General features: G+C 65.9%; 15 protein-coding genes. 10 read left to right on the forward strand and 5 right to left on the reverse strand.

Going from position 1 to position 17,823, the window contains the following annotated elements; translation table 11 throughout:
* The 3 genes from AC0L2L_RS19235 to AC0L2L_RS19245 all read left to right on the forward strand — a co-directional run bounded on the left by AC0L2L_RS19235 (window position 1) and on the right by AC0L2L_RS19245 (window position 3,103).
* Window positions 1-288 (forward strand): GCG_CRPN prefix-to-repeats domain-containing protein, encoded by a 288-nt coding sequence (locus AC0L2L_RS19235; protein WP_473580229.1) that lies wholly within the window; start codon window positions 1-3, stop codon window positions 286-288.
* A 105-nt stretch (window positions 289-393) separates the two neighbouring features.
* Entirely contained in the window at window positions 394-1,851 is a 1,458-nt protein-coding gene (locus tag AC0L2L_RS19240) for a DUF1800 domain-containing protein (RefSeq protein ID WP_473580230.1), read from the forward strand.
* Between the two features lie 13 nt (window positions 1,852-1,864).
* Window positions 1,865-3,103 carry a DUF1501 domain-containing protein gene (locus tag AC0L2L_RS19245; RefSeq protein ID WP_473580232.1) on the forward strand — a complete coding sequence of 413 codons (1,239 nt, stop codon included), beginning with the start codon at window positions 1,865-1,867 and terminating at the stop codon, window positions 3,101-3,103.
* A 279-nt stretch (window positions 3,104-3,382) separates the two neighbouring features.
* Here the strand turns inward: AC0L2L_RS19245 and AC0L2L_RS19250 are convergent, their stop codons facing one another.
* The 5 genes from AC0L2L_RS19250 to AC0L2L_RS19270 form a co-directional block, all read right to left on the reverse strand.
* On the reverse strand, window positions 3,383-4,963 hold the full coding sequence (locus AC0L2L_RS19250; RefSeq protein WP_473580234.1) for an indolepyruvate oxidoreductase subunit beta family protein: 1,581 nt from the start codon (window positions 4,961-4,963) through the stop codon (window positions 3,383-3,385).
* Window positions 4,956-7,109: a thiamine pyrophosphate-dependent enzyme gene (locus AC0L2L_RS19255; RefSeq protein WP_473580235.1), complete on the reverse strand. Its 2,154-nt coding sequence runs from the start codon at window positions 7,107-7,109 to the stop codon at window positions 4,956-4,958. The genes AC0L2L_RS19250 and AC0L2L_RS19255 overlap by 8 nt, the downstream gene beginning before the upstream one ends.
* Window positions 7,110-7,163: 54 nt before the next feature.
* Window positions 7,164-7,646 (reverse strand): MarR family winged helix-turn-helix transcriptional regulator, encoded by a 483-nt coding sequence (locus AC0L2L_RS19260; RefSeq protein WP_473580237.1) that lies wholly within the window; start codon window positions 7,644-7,646, stop codon window positions 7,164-7,166.
* Window positions 7,646-9,217 (reverse strand): phytoene desaturase family protein, encoded by a 1,572-nt coding sequence (locus AC0L2L_RS19265; RefSeq protein WP_473580239.1) that lies wholly within the window; start codon window positions 9,215-9,217, stop codon window positions 7,646-7,648. The genes AC0L2L_RS19260 and AC0L2L_RS19265 overlap by 1 nt, the downstream gene beginning before the upstream one ends.
* Before the next feature lie 147 nt (window positions 9,218-9,364).
* Window positions 9,365-10,156, reverse strand: coding sequence for a cyclase family protein (locus tag AC0L2L_RS19270; protein WP_473580241.1), 792 nt, complete (start codon window positions 10,154-10,156; stop codon window positions 9,365-9,367).
* A gap of 121 nt (window positions 10,157-10,277) precedes the next feature.
* Here AC0L2L_RS19270 and AC0L2L_RS19275 point away from each other — a divergent pair, with 121 nt between their 5' ends.
* The 7 genes from AC0L2L_RS19275 (at window position 10,278) to AC0L2L_RS19305 (ending at window position 17,780) form a co-directional block, all read left to right on the forward strand.
* Window positions 10,278-11,852 carry a phytoene desaturase family protein gene (locus AC0L2L_RS19275; RefSeq protein ID WP_473580242.1) on the forward strand — a complete coding sequence of 525 codons (1,575 nt, stop codon included), beginning with the start codon at window positions 10,278-10,280 and terminating at the stop codon, window positions 11,850-11,852.
* A 103-nt stretch (window positions 11,853-11,955) separates the two neighbouring features.
* Window positions 11,956-13,485 (forward strand): ABC transporter substrate-binding protein, encoded by a 1,530-nt coding sequence (locus AC0L2L_RS19280; RefSeq protein WP_473580244.1) that lies wholly within the window; start codon window positions 11,956-11,958, stop codon window positions 13,483-13,485.
* Window positions 13,486-13,558: 73 nt separating this feature from the next.
* Window positions 13,559-14,566, forward strand: coding sequence for an ABC transporter permease (locus tag AC0L2L_RS19285; protein ID WP_473580245.1), 1,008 nt, complete (start codon window positions 13,559-13,561; stop codon window positions 14,564-14,566).
* Window positions 14,559-15,407 (forward strand): ABC transporter permease, encoded by an 849-nt coding sequence (locus AC0L2L_RS19290; protein ID WP_473580247.1) that lies wholly within the window; start codon window positions 14,559-14,561, stop codon window positions 15,405-15,407. Before AC0L2L_RS19285 ends, AC0L2L_RS19290 begins: the two co-directional genes overlap by 8 nt.
* Window positions 15,404-16,282 carry an ABC transporter ATP-binding protein gene (locus AC0L2L_RS19295; protein ID WP_473580249.1) on the forward strand — a complete coding sequence of 293 codons (879 nt, stop codon included), beginning with the start codon at window positions 15,404-15,406 and terminating at the stop codon, window positions 16,280-16,282. The genes AC0L2L_RS19290 and AC0L2L_RS19295 overlap by 4 nt, the downstream gene beginning before the upstream one ends.
* Window positions 16,275-17,099: an ATP-binding cassette domain-containing protein gene (locus AC0L2L_RS19300; RefSeq protein WP_473580251.1), complete on the forward strand. Its 825-nt coding sequence runs from the start codon at window positions 16,275-16,277 to the stop codon at window positions 17,097-17,099. Before AC0L2L_RS19295 ends, AC0L2L_RS19300 begins: the two co-directional genes overlap by 8 nt.
* An 81-nt stretch (window positions 17,100-17,180) precedes the next feature.
* On the forward strand, window positions 17,181-17,780 hold the full coding sequence (locus tag AC0L2L_RS19305; protein WP_473580253.1) for a VOC family protein: 600 nt from the start codon (window positions 17,181-17,183) through the stop codon (window positions 17,778-17,780).
* Window positions 17,781-17,823 lie beyond the last annotated feature (43 nt).

Consider the following 17,823-nt stretch of genomic DNA (forward strand, 5'->3'; position numbering starts at 1 on the left):
ATGAACAGTCTGACAAAATATTCGATCGCGGCCGCGCTCGCCATCGGCGGGACAGCCGCGGCCAGTGCCGCCTCGGCGATGCCGATCGCGCCGGTTGCTCCGGTGCCCGCGCTTGTCGAGCATGTTGCCTGGGGCTGCGGTCCCGGCTGGCATCCCAATCGCTGGGGGCGCTGCGTTCCCAATCGCCGCGTGATCTATCCGGGCTATTATTACTGGGGCGGACCGCGCGTCTATATCGGCCCGGTCTGGCATCCTTACCATCGCTGGCACCACTGGCGTCGCTGGTGATGACCCGCTCATGGCGCCGGTGCTGCGGCCGGCGTCGTGAGCGTTTTTGCGATCATGGAATGTGTCGACCGGCGCGATTTGCGTCGGGCTCGGACGGAGGCTTCGTTGGCCGCACCGGTTTCAAAGTCCGTGTCGCCTGATCCGGCGCTGGTGGCGCTCCACCGCTTCGGCCTCGGCGCAAAACCCGGCGACGATTTCGGCAAGATCGCCGCCGATCCGCGTGGTTACCTCAAGGCCGAGCTGAAGCAGCAGGACATCGCGCTCATCTCTCCTGACGATCCGAGGAACGCCGGGTTGCTGGACAGCACCGCGGCGATCCAGGCCAGCATGACGGCGGCAATGGAACGCAAGGCGGCGCGGGATCAGAAGGCGGCTCCCGCCATACAGCCGACAGCCATGGATGACCCGGACAGCTCGACCGAGACGAAGAACAAGCCCGCGGTGCCGCGGGTCGAGGCCGATATCTATCGCGACGAGGCGCAGGCCCGCTTCGACAAGGCGCTCGCCGCGAAACCTGGCTTCGTGGAGAAGCTGGTCGGCTTCTGGTCGAACCATTTCTGCGTTTCCGTCGCCAAGGCAGCGGTCTTGCGGGCAAGCGCCGGCGCCTTCGAACGCGAGGCGATCCGCCCCTTCGTGCTCGGCCGCTTCGCCGACATGCTGCTGGCGGTCGAGCATCATCCGTCCATGCTGTTTTTTCTCGACAACCAGCAATCGATCGGGCCGGACTCGCGCGCCGGCAAGCGGCGCGGGCGTGGCCTCAACGAGAACCTCGCCCGCGAGATCCTGGAGCTGCACACGCTGGGCGTCGGCAGCGGCTACAGCCAGGCTGACGTCACCAGTTTCGCCGGCATGCTGACCGGCTGGACGATGGCAGGCCGCAAGGGGCGGCTTGGAGAACCGGGCACGTTCGTCTTCAACGCCAATGCGCACCAGCCAGGCAATGCGGTGCTGCTCGGCAAGACCTATCCCGGCGGCGGCATGGGCCAGGCCGAGGCGGCGCTCAACGATATTGCCCGCCATCCGGCCACCGCGCGGCACATCGCCACCAAGCTTGCCGGACATTTCATCGCGGACGATCCGCCGCCGGCGGCGGTCGAGCGTCTCGCAAGGGTCTTCGCCAAGACCGACGGCGACCTGCGGTCGATGGCGCTGACGCTGATCGACATGCCCGAGGCCTGGTCGACGCCGCTGGCGAAGCTGCGCTCGCCATTGGACTATGTCGTCGCGTTGCGACGGGCGATCGGTTCCACCGCCGGCAACGAACCGCGCCGGTCGCTTCGCTGGCTGAGGGCGCTTGGCGAACCGCTGTGGCAGCCGCCGGGGCCGAATGGCTTTTCCGACCAGACGGATGCCTGGACCTCCGCCGAGGGCCTCAAGACGCGCCTGGACATCGCCTGGCAGGCCGCGAAGCAGGCGGACGACACCGGCAATCCCAACGAGATGCTGGCATCTCTGATCGGCGCGTCCGCATCGCCCGAGACACGGCAGGCGATCTCGCGCGCCGAGTCCAGGCAGCAGGGCCTGGCGCTGCTGTTGATGGCGCCGGAATTCCAGCGACGGTGATGGAGATGCGGCCATGAGCCTTCTTTGCGAAACCCCCAGCCTGTCCCGCCGCGCGGTGCTGGTGACCGGCGGCGCGCTGTTTGCCTGGGCCTATCTGCCGCGTTTCGCGCGCGCCGCCGACAACCGCGACCCGCGCCTGATCGTCATCGTGCTGCGCGGCGCGCTGGACGGGCTGTCGACGGTCGGGCCGGTCGGCGACCCCGACTATGCCGGCCTGCATGGCGACATCGCGCTTTCGCTCTCAGGCGCCAACCCGGCATTGCCGCTCGACGGTTTCTTCGCCGTCAACCCGGCAATGCCGGTGTTTGCGCGCCTGTTCAAGGCTGGCCAGGCGGCGGTCGTGCATGCGGCCGCGACCGGTTATCGCGACCGCTCGCATTTCGACGGCCAGGACGTGCTGGAAAGCGGCCTGCCCGGCCCAGGCAATGCGACCACCGGCTGGCTCAACCGGGCTTTGGCCAGCCTGCCGGCAGGCGATAGGATAGCGAAGGCCGGCGGGCTCGTGGTCGGACCTTCGACGCCGCTGGTGATCCGCGGCGCCGCCCCCGTGCTCGGCTGGGCGCCGCAAGCCTTGCCGACGCCCGGCGATGCCCTGGCGGAGCGCGTACTCGACCTCTACAACCATCGCGACCCGGTGCTGGCCGCGGCGCTGCAGAAAGGCCTCGACGCCGACCGGATGGCAATGGGCGACGCGCTCGACGGCAAGACCATGAAACCCAAGGGCGGCCTCGACAATGCCGCCGGCATGCGCCAGTCGGCGCAAGGCGCGGCGAGGCTGATGGCGGCCGATGACGGGCCGCGCATCGCGGCACTCGCCTTCGACGGCTGGGACACGCATGTCAACGAAGGCGGCGCGACGGGCCGGCTCGCCAATCTGCTCGGCGGCCTCGACGGCGCCTTCGAGGAGTTCGAGAAGGGGCTCGGCACGCGCTGGCGGGACACGGCGGTCGTCACTATCACCGAGTTCGGCCGCACGGCCCGCATCAACGGCACTGTCGGCACCGACCACGGCACCGGCACCGTGGTGCTGCTCGCCGGTGGCGCGATCAAAGGCGGCCGCGTCATCGCCGACTGGCCGGGGCTGATGCCGGGGCAGCTCTATGAAGGCCGCGACCTGGCGCCGACCAGCGATGTGCGCGCGGTGCTGAAGTGCATTTTGGCCGACCAGTTCGGGCTGTCGGCCGCCGTGCTCGGCGACAAGGTGTTTCCTGATTCGGCCGCGGTGAAGCCGATGCGGGACTTGGTGGTGTGAGTTCTGCGCTTGCCGATCAATACAGGTGCCAGCCGGTATAGGTGCCAGCATCCGTCAATTCGTCATCCACGGGCGGAGCAAGGAGCGAAGCGACGAGCGCAGACCCGAGGATCCATGCCGCGACTTCAGAGCGCCGCGACGGTGCAAAATTCTGCTCCGCTGCATCCCCCGGCTAAGGTCACGGAATGGATCCTCGGGTCTCCGCGTCCGCTTCCTCCCGCTCCGCCCGTGGATGACGAAGCTGAGAGGTATCGGCCAATCACGAACGTTTCGGTGAAGTCAAGCCGGGTTGTCGCCCAACGTCGCCACCGTCTTCAGCGCGCCATCCAGCATGTCGCCCTTCTCGTCCTTCAGCGCCGCCTCGCGCAGGCGGCGGATCCAGTCGGCGGCATCGTCGCGGCCCTTGAGCATGGCGAGCGCCGATAGCACGCGATCGAATTTCGACTGGGCGCGGGCGTGCGTGTCGCTGTAGCCCTTGATCAGCCGGCGGCAGTTCAGGATCTCGGTGGCTAAAGCATAGTCCTCACGCACATAGCCGAGCGCCAGTTCGTACCAGCGCTCCAGATGCTCGACCTCTATCCTGTGGCGCAGCAGGCGGCGGCGCCAGCGGCGTAGGCCGCCGATGAACCACAGCATGGCAAAGCCGGTGAAGCTGTCGGTGCGGATGCGACGTCCGCGATTGATGCGGCGGTCGAGGAAGGCGGCGAGCTTCGGCCGGTTCTCGATGTAGCTGCCAAGGCCCGCCGGCAGCGTGCCGCAGAATTCCTCGATGCGCGGATGGAAGTACTCGGTCACCTGCAGGACGGAGCCTTCCTTGAAGCCGACCTCCTTGCGCACCCGCTTGTCTCGCGTCGAACGTGTCTTGAGATCGGCAACGCGGATCATGTCGTCGTAGCACATGGCGTTGGCGAGATGTTTCGCCGCCGCGATCGACAGCGCGAAGCCGCGGCCCGCATCGTCCAGCGCAACCGCCTTGTCCAGCCGGTCGAGATATTCGCCGCCATAGGCGATGTCCTGGTAGTCGACGACTTTCTTCAGGCCGCGTTCGGCCATGTCGCGCAACGGTTGCGGCAGCGCCGCGACGCGGCCGGCAAGCTCTTGCCAGCCCTTCAAAAGGATTTCCGGCCCGCTCACTTTCGCCTGACGCGCTTCGGGGGCCGCAGGTTTCCCGGCCGCCTTTTCGCCCACCGCAGCGGGCGCGATGCCGCGCGTACGGTCACAGGCGGCGCCGAAGGCGGCGAGGCTTGCTTTTACACCGCGGCCGCCGGCGCCGATCGCCTGCTCGTAGCTTTCGCGGGTGAAGGGCAGCGCGTCGGAGCCGGCCAGCGCGCCGAGCAGGCTGGCCGAGATCATGGTGCCGTTCTCGGCGGCGATCTTTTCCATGTCGAAGGCGATGAAACGCTTTGCGGCAGCCTGAGCCGTCGCATGCACCTTGTCCGACGAGGCGCGGCCATCGCCCGGCTCGATCTTTTCGGAGACGGCGGCGATGCGGTGCGAGGAGGTGATCAGCGTCGTGCGCTCGGGCGTGACGAAGCCGCGGATGATGGCGCGACCGGCTTCCATCAGCTCTGCGGCGATCAGGATGTCGACGTCGCCTTGCGACGGCGACAGCGCGAAGACCGGCAGCCGGCCAGTGTCACGGGCCATCTCGATATAGTAGATCGTGGCGCCGGTGCGCTGGGCAACGCCCGCCACGGACGTCGACTGCGCGATATAGCCGTTACGCTCGGCGACATCGGTGATCCAGTCGGCAAGCACACCGCCCCCCTGGCCGCCGACGGCAAGCACGGCGAGCTTTATCACCCGCTCGTCGTCAGAGGCGCCCGCCTTCGGGCGCAAGGGTGAAGCCTGCTCAAGCATCGGCGAACATCAAGCGGCGGCTCTCGCGGCGCCGCTGCAACAGACCGATCACGGCGCGGCGCGCGCTTTCCAGGAAACGGTCCCAGCGGCCCGGGTTGTGCACGACATCGGCACGGTAGAAGGACGGGCAGAGCACCGCGGCATCCGCCACCTCGCCGCAATTGCCGCAGCCGACGCAGCTCTGGTCGATCGAGGCGACAGGATCGTCGCGCAGCGGATCGTCGAGCGACCTCACCGACAGCGACGGACAGCCGGAGAGCCGCATGCAGGCATGGTCGCCGGTGCAGATGTCCTCGTCGACGCCGAACTTCGGCTTTACCACTCGCTCGCCACCCTTGATCGCCTTGTCGACCAGCGGCTTCTCGCGGCGCTGGCGGTTCAGCATGCATTCGGACGAGGCGACGATGACCTTCGGCCCTTTCTCCTCCGTCGTCAGCGCCTCGCGCAGCGTGGCCTGCATCTTGCCGACATCATAGGTGCGGTCGATATGGCGCAGCCATTTGACGCCCATACCCTTCACCGCTTCATCGATAGGATGTTTGGTCGACTTGGTCCGGTTCGACGCGCGTGACGACAAGATGTCCTGGCCACCCGTCGCAGCCGAATAGAAATTGTCGACGATGACGATGACGCCGTCATTCTTGTTGAAGACCGCGTTGCCGATCGAGGAGGTCAGGCCATTGTGCCAGAAGCCGCCGTCGCCGACGAAGGAGATCGAACGGCGTTTTGCCTCCGGCGAGTTGAAGGCGGAGGCCGAGGCCGGCCCAAGCCCATACCCCATGGTGGTGGCGCCGAGCTCGAATGGCGGCATGATCGAGAACAGATGGCAGCCGATGTCGGAAGCGATGTGGTGCTTGCCGAGCTCCTGCTCGACCAGCTTGGTCGCCGCGAAGATCGGCCGCTCGGGACAGCCGACGCAGAAGCCCGGCGGGCGACCTGGAACGACATTGATGAGATCGGCGGTATCGACGCCGTCGCCCAGCTTGTTTGGCGCCCGCACCTCGCCCGGCAGCAGATGCGGGGCGTGCGCCCGCAGAAAAGAGCCGATGCCGTCGAGCATCACCTGTCCGGTATATTCTCCGGCCATCGGCAGGTGCTCCTTGCCGACCAGCTTGGTGCCGCGCGCGGCCTTGTGCAGCATCGCGGCAAAGGCCTGTTCGATATAATTGGGCTGGCCTTCCTCGACGACCAGCACCGCCTGCTTGCCTTCGCAGAAGGACAGGAATTCATCGTCGACCAGCGGATAGACGGCGTTGAGCACGTAGAGCGGCACGTCGGTGTCGCCATAGGTGTCGGCAAGGCCGAGCCGCTGCAGCGCGCGGATTACGGAATTGTACATGCCGCCCTGCATGACGATGCCGACCGAGCCATGGTCAGGCCCGAACATCTCGTTGATCTTGCGGCTCTTGATGAAGTCGACCGCAGCCGGCCAGCGCTTGGCGACCTTCTCCTTCTCATGCAGGAAGGAGGCGGGCGGCAGCACGATGCGGCCGGTGTCGCGGCGCGGCGCCGACAGCGCATCGGCGACCGACATCGGCGGGCGCTTGTTGTCCTTGGCGATGAAGTGGCCGTGCACGTGGCAGCAGCGGATGCGCACCTGCAGCATGACCGGCGTGTTGGAGACCTCGGACAATTCGAAGCCGTCCTCGACCGCCTTGACGATCGACGGCAGGTTCGGGCGCGGGTCGAGCAGCCAGACCTGGCTCTTCATGGCAAAGGCGTGACTGCGCTCCTGCATGATCGAGGAGCCTTCGCCATAGTCCTCGCCGACGATGATCAGCGCGCCGCCGGTGACGCCGCCGGACGCCAGATTGGCCAGCGCATCCGAAGCGACATTGGTGCCGACCGTCGACTTGAAGGTGGCCGCGCCGCGGATCGGGTAATGCACGGAGGCGGCAAGCATGGCGGTGGCGGTGGCTTCCGAGGCGCTCGCCTCGAAATGCACGCCGAGCTCACCCAGAATCTCCTGCGCATCGGCGAGCACGTCCATCAAGTGGCTGATCGGCGCGCCCTGGTAGCCGCCGACATAGCCGACGCCGCATTGCAGCAGCGCCTTGGTGATGGCGAGGATGCCCTCGCCGGCGAATTCCTCGCTGGCCCCTAACCTCAGCTTCTCGACTTCCTTGGCAAAAGACCGTTCGGCCATTCCTGCCTCCTTCCGTTCGTTGCCGCCATCAGCCGGGCGGCGCGTACGCCAAACTCAAATGTCGTGCTTGCGGATATTCTTCAGCATCTTCTGCAGGATCGCGATCAGCGCGGCATATTCGGCGTCGTCGACACCGTCGAACATCGCCTCGAAGGCGTCATGCATGGCGGGCCACGCGCGGGTGAAGAGCGCCCGCCCATCATCGGTCAGGAACACATGGCGGAAGCGGCTGTCGGTGACGCCCTGCTCGCGCCGCACAAGGCCTTGGCCTTCCAGCGTGTCGAGCGTGCGGCTCAAGGTCGATTGCTCGATCACGGTGTAGACCGACAGGTCGTTGACGGTGACGCCATCGGTGACCGACAGCACAGCCAGCGTGCGCACCTGCGGAATGGTCAGGCCCTGCTTGCGGAAATCCTCGCGCAAAGTGGCGTTGTAGCGGCCCATGATGCGGTTCATCAGATAGGGCGCGAATTGCTGCAGGCCGATCTGGCCGAGGGTCGAGATGCGCTGGCGTTTTTCGAGAGGCTTCTGGTCCATCACAGCCTCCCCGCCAAAAGGAAGCCTGAGCCGCCGCCAAGGCCGGCGCCGGGATGGGTCGAGGCGCCGATATGGTAGAGGCCCTTGACGCCGGTCTCATGGTTGCGGCTTGCCTTGAACGGCCGCCATAGGAAGGACTGGTCGATGGTGGACGAACCGCCATAGGGATCGCCGCCGACCAGGTTGATGTTCATCGCTTCCAGATCGGCCGGCGAACAGGCGCGACGCGCGATGACCGTCTCGCGAAAACCGTCGATGTGGTGGGCAAGGATCGCCTCGACACGGTCGGCATAGGCCTCGCGCAGCGCCTCCGTCCAGCGGCCGTCGGCGGGCGCTTCCAGCTTGCCGGCGGCATCGCCCTTGATGTGGCGCGGCGCCTCGGGCAACTGCAGCCATAGGATCGCCTTGCCCTGCGGACAGCGCGATGGGTCGAGCGCATGCGGCTGGCCGACGCAGATGGTTGGCACCTCCGGCAGCAGGCCACGCACCGCCTCGTTGCAGGCTTTCGAGACACCGTCGAGCCCCGGCGTAAGATGCAGCAGCGCCACCTTGTCGAGGCCCTCGCCACGCCAGGCCGGCGGCTTGTCCAGCGCGTAGTGGACCTGGAAGTTGCCCTTGCCGTAGCGATAGCCGCGCGCCGCCTCGACGTCGCGCTTGGAGGCCGCATCGCCGAGCAGGCGGTTGTAGAGCTGCGTCGGCGTCACCGAGCAGATCACGCTTTTCGTCGCGTTCAACGTCTCGCCGGAGACGAGCCGCACGCCGCTGGCGCGGCCGCCAGCCTGGACGATCGAAGCGACATCGGCGTTGACGCGGATTTCGCCGCCGCGCTCCTTGATCAAAGCCTCGAAAGCGGCAAGCAGGTTCCTGGCGCCGCCCTTGACGATCGGCGCGCCGGCGGCCTCCAGCGCGAAGGCTATGACCTTGGCGATCTGGCCGGAGAAGGCGTCTTCCGGTCCGAGCCCGGCGTGCAGCACCCAGGGCGCCCAGAGCGCGCGGACGACGTCCGAACTGTAAGTCGTTTCCAACCAACTCCGCGCGGGCACCAGCGCCTCGCCCATGAAAGCCGCAAGGTTGCGCGGGCCGCGTCGCCAGGCCTCGCCGGCCAGCAGCTTGGTCGTCGGATAGGACCAGAGCCCGCCGCCGAGCAGGCCGAAGAGCAGCCCGGCATTGCGTTCGATGTCGCCGACATCGCCGCCGTGGCAGTCGCCGTCGCTGGCCGCGATCCGGTTCAACGCCGCGATGTTAGCGGCGCGGTCGGTGGTGAGCACGGCATGGGCACCGTCGGGCGTGAGCACACCGGTGGGTGTAGAGGTGTGGCAGAACTCCAGCCCATGCCGCGCAAGATCCTTGCCGAGCGCGGCAAAGGCCGGCGACGTGATGAACAGGACGAAGGTCGTCGCCATCACGTCATGGATAAAGCCGGGCGCCGTGATCTCCTCGGTGCGCATGCAGCCGCCGACGCGGTCGTTACGCTCGAGCACCAATACCTTGGCGCCCTTGGCGCCAAGCATCGCCGCGCAGACCAGGGCGTTGATGCCGCTGCCGACGATGATGTGATCGGGGGCGGTCATCGGAGGTTGCCCTTGAGTGACAGGAGGCCAATCGGGCTAAGCCGCGTTCCTTCGCGTAGAGCGCCAGCCTCTGCAGGCTGCCACCCATCACCCATCGTCACTCCATCGCCCTCGCGCATGATCTTCTCCCGAAGACCGCCGCCTCGCCTATTTGCCCGGTACCAGCGCCAGCGCGCGGATCGGGCTGCCGGTGCCGTGCTCGATCTTGAGGGGTGCTGCGATCAGAATCGCGCCTTTCGCCGGCAGTTGGTCGAGATTGCACAGGCTGGCCAGCCCGTAGCGGTTGGCCTTGTGCATCAGCGTGTGCGCCGGGAATGGCGGCTCCATGCCGCCGGCCTTGCCGGCGTCGGTGCCGATCGTCTCCGAACCCCAGCCCTTGATGTCCTTGCTGATCAGGAACTGGATGGCTTCCGCCGTCGGTCCGGGCGTATGCGGGCCGGTCTCGTTGGCGTTGAGGAACTCGGCTTCCGAGCCGTTGCGCTTGTACCAGTCGGTGCGCATCACCACCCATTCGCCGGGATTGATGGCGCCATGCTTTGCCTCCCAGGCCTTGATGTAGTCGACGGTGAGCAGGAAGTCGTGGTCCGCGGCAGACTCTTTGGAGCAGTCGATGACGTTGACCGGGCCGATGAAATTCTGCGCCGGAATGGTGTCGGTGGCGCCGTCCGGATAGTCCTTGCCGGTGATCCAGTGCTGCGGCGCGTCGAAATGCGTGCCCGAATGCTCGCCGAGCTTCAGCCAGTTCCAGGCCCACCACGGACCGTTCTTGTCGTATTTGGAAATCTGATGGATCTCGACCTTCGGCGTATCGACGGCGAGTTCCGGCGGCAGCTTGATCAGCGGCGTATCGGGGCCGAGTGGCGCCGTCAGGTCGACCACCTTGATTCCTCCCGAAAGCAGCTGGCTGGCGACCTCGCCGAGAAGTTTCTGCGTGTCCATGGTCTTTCGTTCCCTCTTGTGCGTGATCATCGAGGCTCGTTGCGGCCCTTAATATACCTACTAGACGAAAACATATGCATCTGCAATTATCTTTAAGCATAAAGCATTTTCGGGGCGGGGCGTGAGCGAGTTCGACGCCATTTTTGTCGGGGCGGGCCACAACAGTCTGGCATGCGCCGCGCATCTGGCGCTCAAGGGCTGGAAAATCGCGGTTTTCGAGCGCAGCCAGGCAATCGGCGGCGCGGTCCGGACCGCCGAATACACGCTTCCCGGTTTCCGGCATGATTTCGGCGCGATGAATCTGAGCCTCTTCGCCGGCTCCGCGTTCCACCGGAAATATGCAAATGAATTGAAAAGCCACGGGCTGGAATTCGCACCGGTGGCGGACTGTTTCGCCAGCGCATTCCCGGACGGGACATGGTTCGGCGTCAGCAACGATCTGGAAAAAACCACGTCGCGACTGGCCGCCTTCTCGGCTGCGGACGCAGAGACATGGCGTCGGCTGGTCTCAGCCTTTCCGGGTGAAGCCGAACATCTGTTCCGCCTGCTGGGATCACCGATGAGCGCACGGGCGCTTGCCGGCACGGGCTGGAAGCTGTGGCGCAAGAAGGGTCTCGCCGGCGCGCTCGATACGGGACGGCTGCTGCTCTCCTCTCCCCGCGCCTGGCTGGAAGACAATTTCGAGACGCCGCAAGTCCGCACGACGCTCGCGGCCTGGGGCATGCATCTCGACTTCGCGCCCGACATCGCCGGTGGCGCCGTGTTCCCCTACCTGGAATCGATGGCCAACCAGAGTTTTGGCATGGTGCTGGGCAAGGGCGGCGCCGACACCATCATCCGCGCGCTGGCCGGCATGGTGACGGCGGCCGGCGGCAAGATCACGACCGACGCGGAAATCGCCGAGATCACGACCACCGGCGGGAAGGCAACCGGGGTGCGGCTGGCATCTGGCGAAACCCACGTCGCACGCACGGCCGTCATTGCCGGTGTCGCGCCGAAAGCGCTGCCGGGCAAGCTGCTGCCCAACGGGTCCGGCGACGCCGGCTTCGACACGGCGATGAAGAAGTTCCGCCATGCGCCGGGCACGATGATGATCCATCTGGCGTTGAACGATCTGCCGGACTGGAGCGCCGGCGCCGAGCTTCGCCAGTTCGCCTATGTGCATCTGGCGCCGTCGCTCGACGCCATGTCGCGCGTCTACGAGCAGGCGATCGCCGGCCTGCTGCCCGACCAGCCGGTGCTCGTCGTCGGCCAGCCGACGACCGTCGACCCGTCGCGGGCGCCGGACGGCAAGCATGTGCTGTGGGTGCAGGTACGCATGCTGCCGGCCGAGATTGCCGGCGACGCGGCCGGCAAGATCGCGCCCGCTCACTGGGATGCGGTGAAGGAGGCCTATGCCGAACGCGTGCTTGACATCATCGAGAGCTACGCGCCGGGGCTGCGCCGGAAGATCCTCGGCCGTGCAGTCTTCTCGCCGCTCGACCTCGAGCGCGAGAACCCGAACCTTGTCGGCGGCGACCAGATTTGCGGCAGCCACCACCTGGCCCAGAATTTTCTCTTCCGCCCGGCGCGGTCCTTCGCGCGCTGGAACACGCCTGTCGCCGACCTCTACCTGACCGGCGCCGCGACATGGCCCGGAGCCGGCACCGGCGCGGGGTCCGGTTATATGCTCGCCCAACAGTTGGGAGGTAACTAGAATTCCGGGATGGACAAGGCGCGGTTGCCCACCAGACCTACCGAATGAAAACGCCGCGCGGACAATGACAACCAAAAATGGACAACCAACAAGGGGAACGACCATGACCATCAACAGACGCGACTTGCTTGGCTACGGCGCCGCAGCGATCGGTGCGGCGACGCTCGGGCTGACGAAGGTGGCAAAGGCGGCGGACGAACTCACCATCGCCTACAACGTCAACCTGCCGTCCTGGGACCCGACGACCGGACCCTCGGCGGTGAACCCGACAATCCAGGGCCTCTACCAGTCGGTGTTCGACCAGATCATCGGCCAGAAGCCGGACCTCTCCTTCACGCCGGGCCTGCTTACCGAATGGGGCTGGAACGACGACCGCACCAAGGTGACGATGACGGTGCGCGACGGCGTCAAATGGCATGACGGCTCGCCCTTCACGGCCGAGGACGTGGTGTGGTCGCTGCAGCGGGCGGGCGACGAGAAGACCGGCAACCCGATCCAGTTCGTCTGGAAGAACGTCAACAATTTCAAGATCGACGGCAACAAGATCACCGGCGACGTGGTGCAGTTCGATCCGGTCTATTTCAAGTGGATGTCGTTCCTGACCGGATACATCCTGCCCAAGGCTTATTACGAGAAGGTGGGCGCCGAAGGTTTCGAGAAGGCGCCGATCGGCACCGGCCCGTATATGGTCGACAAGTTCGAGCGCAACGCTTTCCTGCGGCTCAAGGCCAATCCAAACTATTGGGGCAACAAGCCGGCCTTCGAGAATGTGACGATCAAGTTCGTCACCGACGCGGCGAGCCGCGTCGCCGAGATCGAATCCGGCTCCTCGCAGGTGACGCTCGAAATTCCTTATGAGGAATATGACCGGCTGATCGCCAAGGACGGGCTGGCCGGCTCGGTCAAGAACGTCTCCGACATCGGCATGATCTTCTTCAACGACATCGAGGCGATGCTGGACAAGAACGTCCGCCAGGCGGCCGTGATGGCTGTCGACAAGGAGCTCTTGGTCAAGCGGCTGCTGCGCGGCTACGGCCAGCCGATCGCGACGCTGGAGACGCCGGAATACACGGCCTTCGATGCCTCGATCAAGGTCGAGCACAATCCGGACAAGGCCAAGGAACTGCTTGCCGCCTCCGGCTATTCGCCGGAGAAGCCAGTGAAGTTCACCATACAGACAACCAAGGGCTTCAAGCCCAAGGACTATGAGATGATCCAGGCGATCGTCGGCATGTGGCGCAAGGTCGGCATCGAGGCCAAGATCGAGGTCTACGAGATCGCCAAGCACTACGAGCTGCGCGCCGCCGACAAGCTGGCGCCGGCCGCCTTCTACAATTGGGGCAACTCGATCGGCGACCCGACCACCTCGACCGGTTTCGCCATGTATGGCCCGAGCCCGCATTCGGTGTGGGACAGCCAGGACCTGATCGACATGATCAACCCGCTGTGGGGCGAGAAGGACGAGGCCAAGCGCATCGCCGGCTGGAAGGCTGTCGACAAGTACATCGCCGAACAGGCCTATGTGCTGCCGCTGATACAGTATGCGCAGCCGATCGTGCATTCGAAGAAGGTCAATGTCGTGCAGCATGTATCCGGCGCGCTGCTGCCGGCGCTGATGACCCCGGCGGCCTGATCGTCGGCCATGGATTGCCGCGCGCGCCGCTCGTTCGGGCGGCGCGCAATCGCCATTGGGCATACAGGCGCGCATGCTGCTGCAGAGATTCCTCGTTCGTCTTGTGACGATGCTGGTGACGCTGTTCGGCGTCGCCATCGTCGTCTTCGTCGTCATCCGCGTCGCGCCCGGCGACCCTATCGCCATGATGCTGCCGCCGGGTGCCAGCAATGATGACATCGCGCGGCTGCGCGCGCTGTACGGGCTCGACAAGAGCATCGTGCAGCAGTTCTTCATCTGGCTCGGCGGCGTGCTGCACGGCGATTTCGGCACCTCGATCTCGCTGCGCCAGGACGTGCTTGGCCTCGTCTTCAACCGGCTGCCGGCGACGCTGGAGCTGGCGACCGTGGCGCTGCTGATGGCGATCGCGATCGGCGCCACGGCCGCGATCCTCGGCGCCCGCTCGCGCGGCACGGCGATCGAGGCCGGCATCGACATCGCCAGCGGCGCAACGCTCTCCATCCCCGATTTCCTGTGGGGCCTGGTGCTGATCCTGCTCTTCGGCGTGCTTATCCCCGTGTTCGATATTTCAGGCCGGGTGTCGCCGCAGCTCGATTTGCCCTTCGTCACCCAGTTCTATCTTGTCGAGAGCATTCTCAGGCTTCGATTCGACCTCACCTGGGACCTGCTGAAACACATGCTGATGCCGGCTGTGGCCTTGGCGTTGCCGCTGGCGGCGATCATCGCACAGCTCCTGAAGCAGTCGCTGAAAGAGGTGCTCGACCTCGACTATGTCGTGCTGGCACGGGTCAAGGGTTTTTCCGAGACGCAGGTGATCCTGCGCGAGGCGCTGAAGAACGCGGCGCTGCCGACGCTGACGCTGGTCGGCGTGCAGTTCACCTTCCTGATCGGCGGCACGGTCATCGTCGAGCGGCTGTTCTCCTATGAGGGCCTCGGCAACATGGCGATCGACGCCGTCATCAACCGCGACCTGCCGCTGATCCAGGGCATCGTGCTGGTGTTCGCGCTGCTCTTCGTGCTGATCAACCTTACCGTCGACATGACGTATGCGCTGCTCAATCCGAGGCTGCGCCATGGATGAGGCTCGTGTCGCCAGGCGCGGTTTGAGCCCGAGGCTGTGGCTTGCCGGCGGCTGGCTTCTGCTGGCGCTGCTCGCCGCCGTCTTCGCGCCGCTCGTTGCGCCGCAGGACCCGCTGGCGCAGGACCTGATGCTGGAGCGGCTGCCGCCGTTCTGGCTCGATGGCGCCGAGCCCGGCTATTGGCTGGGCACCGACAGTCTCGGCCGGGATCTGTTGTCACGGCTGATCTTCGGTGGCCGCATCGCCTTCATCGTCGCCTTCGCGGCGGCGACGTCCGCCTGCCTTCTCGGCTCGACACTGGGGCTGATCGCCGGCTATTTCGGCGGCTGGGCGGACCGCATCATCTCGCGCATCGTCGACGTCTGGATGGCCTTCCCGCCGGTGCTGTTCGCCATCCTCTTGGTCGCCGTGCTGGGCACCGGTCTAAGTTCCGTCATCCTGGCCATTGCGATCATCGACTGGACGCGCTTCTGCCGGGTGATCCGCGCCGAAGCGATGAGCCAGGCGCGTATGGATTATGTCGAAAGCGCGCGCATCGCCGGCTATGGCCGCATCGGCATCATGCTGCGCGAGGTGCTGCCCAATGTGCTGCCGTCGGTGGTGGCGCTGCTGTCGCTCGAAATGGGCATTGCCGTGATCGTCGAGGCGATCCTGTCCTTCGTCAATCTGTCGATCTCGACCGACGATCCGACCTGGGGCAGCATCATCGCCGAGGGCCGGCTGTCGATCCATCAGGCCTGGTGGGTGCTGGTGTTCCCGCTGATCACCCTGATCCTCACCGTGCTCTCCTTCAGCCAGTTCGGCGAGGCGCTGAAGGCGCGCTTCGATCCGGTGCTGCGATGAGCGCGTGCCTCGATATCCGCCGATTGAGCGCCGTGCTCCCCAACGGCCAGCGCGTGCTGCGTTCGGTCTCGCTCTCAGTCCAGCCAGGCGAAGTGCGTGCGCTGGTCGGCGAGAGTGGAGCCGGCAAGACGATGATCGGCAAGGCGGTGCTCGGCGTGCTGCCTAAAAGCGTGCGCATCGTCGAAGGCGACATGCTGATCGAGGGCGAGGACCTCGGCCGGCTCGATGCCAAGGCACGCCGGACCTTGATCGGCGCGCGCACGGCGCTGATCCCGCAGGATCCGCTGACCGCGCTCAACCCGTCGCGCCGCATCGGCTCGCAGATGACGGACCGGCTGGTGCGTATCCTTGGCTGGAGCGGCGAGAGAGCCGACAAGCGTATCCGCCAGTTGCTCGACGAGGTGCAGATCCGCGACCCCGAACGCGTGCTGAAATGCTATCCGCACGAGCTGTCCGGCGGCATGCGGCAGCGCGTGCTGATCGCGGCGGCCTTCGCGGCGGAGCCTCGATTGATCGTCGCCGACGAGCCGACGACGGCGCTGGACGTGACCGTGCAGAAGCAGATCCTGCGGCTGATCGCGCAATTGCAGCGCGACCATGGCACGGCGATCCTGTTCGTCACCCACGATCTCGGCGTCGTCGCCAAGATCAGCCAGAAAGTGTCGGTGCTCTATGCCGGCAAGGTGGTCGAGGAAGCCGACACCGCCGATCTCTTCGCGGATCCCAAGCATCCCTACACGCGGGCGCTGATGGCAGCGACACCGCGCTACACCGATCCGCTCGCGTCGCTGAAGCCGGTGGACGAGAGCGTGCTCGCCGGGCTGGCGGCGGAGATCGCAGCCGCCGACCAGGCATGGAGGCCCAGCCATGGCTGAGCCGCTGTTTTCCGTGCGCGGGCTGAAAGTGGCGCTGCCCGACATGACGCGCAAACCGCTGATCGGCCGGGCGCCGCTGGCCGAGATCCTCAAGGGGCTCGACTTCGACCTGCCGAAAGGATCGGTCACCGGCATCGTCGGCGAATCCGGCTCGGGCAAGTCGACGCTCGGCCGCGCGCTGGTCAGGCTGATCGAGCCGAGCGCCGGCTCGATCCACTTCGAGGGACGCGACATCGGCCATCTTTCGGAAGCCCGGCTGAGGCCGCTGCGCCGCGACCTGCAGATGATCTTCCAGGATCCGATGTCGTCGCTCAATCCGCGGCACACGATCTTCAACATCATCGCTGCACCGCTAAGGCAGAACGGCCTCGGCGACAGGCTGAAGGAGCGCGTCGCGGAAGCCCTGGAGCGCGTCGGCCTGCCGCAGAATTTTACCAGCCGCTACCGCCACGAGCTGTCGGGCGGCCAGCGCCAGCGCGTCGGCATCGCACGGGCGCTGGCGCTGTCGCCGAAATTCGTGCTGGCCGACGAGATCGTCTCCGGCCTCGACGTCTCGACGCAGGCGCAGATCCTGACGCTGCTGGAAAAGCTGGCGGCCGAGATGGGGCTGACGGTCGCCTTCATCAGCCACGATTTGTCGGTGATAAGGCGGCTGTGCCAGCAGGTCATCGTCATGCGCGAAGGCATGATCGTGGAGGCCAGCGCCACCGACGCGCTGTTCCAGAACCCGAAGGAGACTTACACGCGCGACCTGCTGGCCGCCATTCCGCTGCCGGAAATCGACGCGGACTGGCTGCGGCCCAAGGCGCCGGCATGAAGTGAGTTTTGAGTAACCGCATGCCGATCAGCGGGCCTCGGATGTGCGCGACGTAAAGCCAGCCCGCCAATGGAGGGTGACATGAAACATGCAATCCAGGCGGCGATCCTCGCGGCCTCCTTGTCCTGGGCAATGGGAGCTGCCTCGGCGGATTCGATCCCCGGCATGCACGGACACGACCACACCGGCATCACCGTGCCCGACATGAAGCAGGCCGTCGACTTCTTCACCAATGTCGTCGGCTGCAAGAAGGCGATGGCCTTCGGGCCGTTCGCCGACGACAAGGGAACCTTCATGCAAGACCTGCTCGGCGTCGATCCGAAGGCGATGATCGAGGAGATCACCATGGTCCGCTGCGGCTATGGATCGAACATCGAACTGTTCAAATACACCGCGCCCGACCAGAAGGATCTGACGCCGAAGAACAGCGACATCGGCGGCTTCCACATCGCCTTCTATGTCGACGACGTCGCAGCGGCGAAAGCCTATCTCGACGCCAAGGACGTGAAGACCAGGCTGGGGCCGCTGCCGGTCAAGGAAGGGCCCGCGGCAGGCCAGACCATCCTTTATTTCCAGGCACCCTGGGGCCTGCAGCTCGAAGCGATCAGCTATCCCGAAGGGATGGCGTATGAGAAGGGCGCCGAGACGGTGCTATGGAGTCCAAAGGACCCCGCCAAGTAACGCGGCCGGCACGCGCAGGAGTCCTCGCGAAACAACCGTTCAA

This window comes from Mesorhizobium sp. WSM4832 (assembly GCF_055811115.1).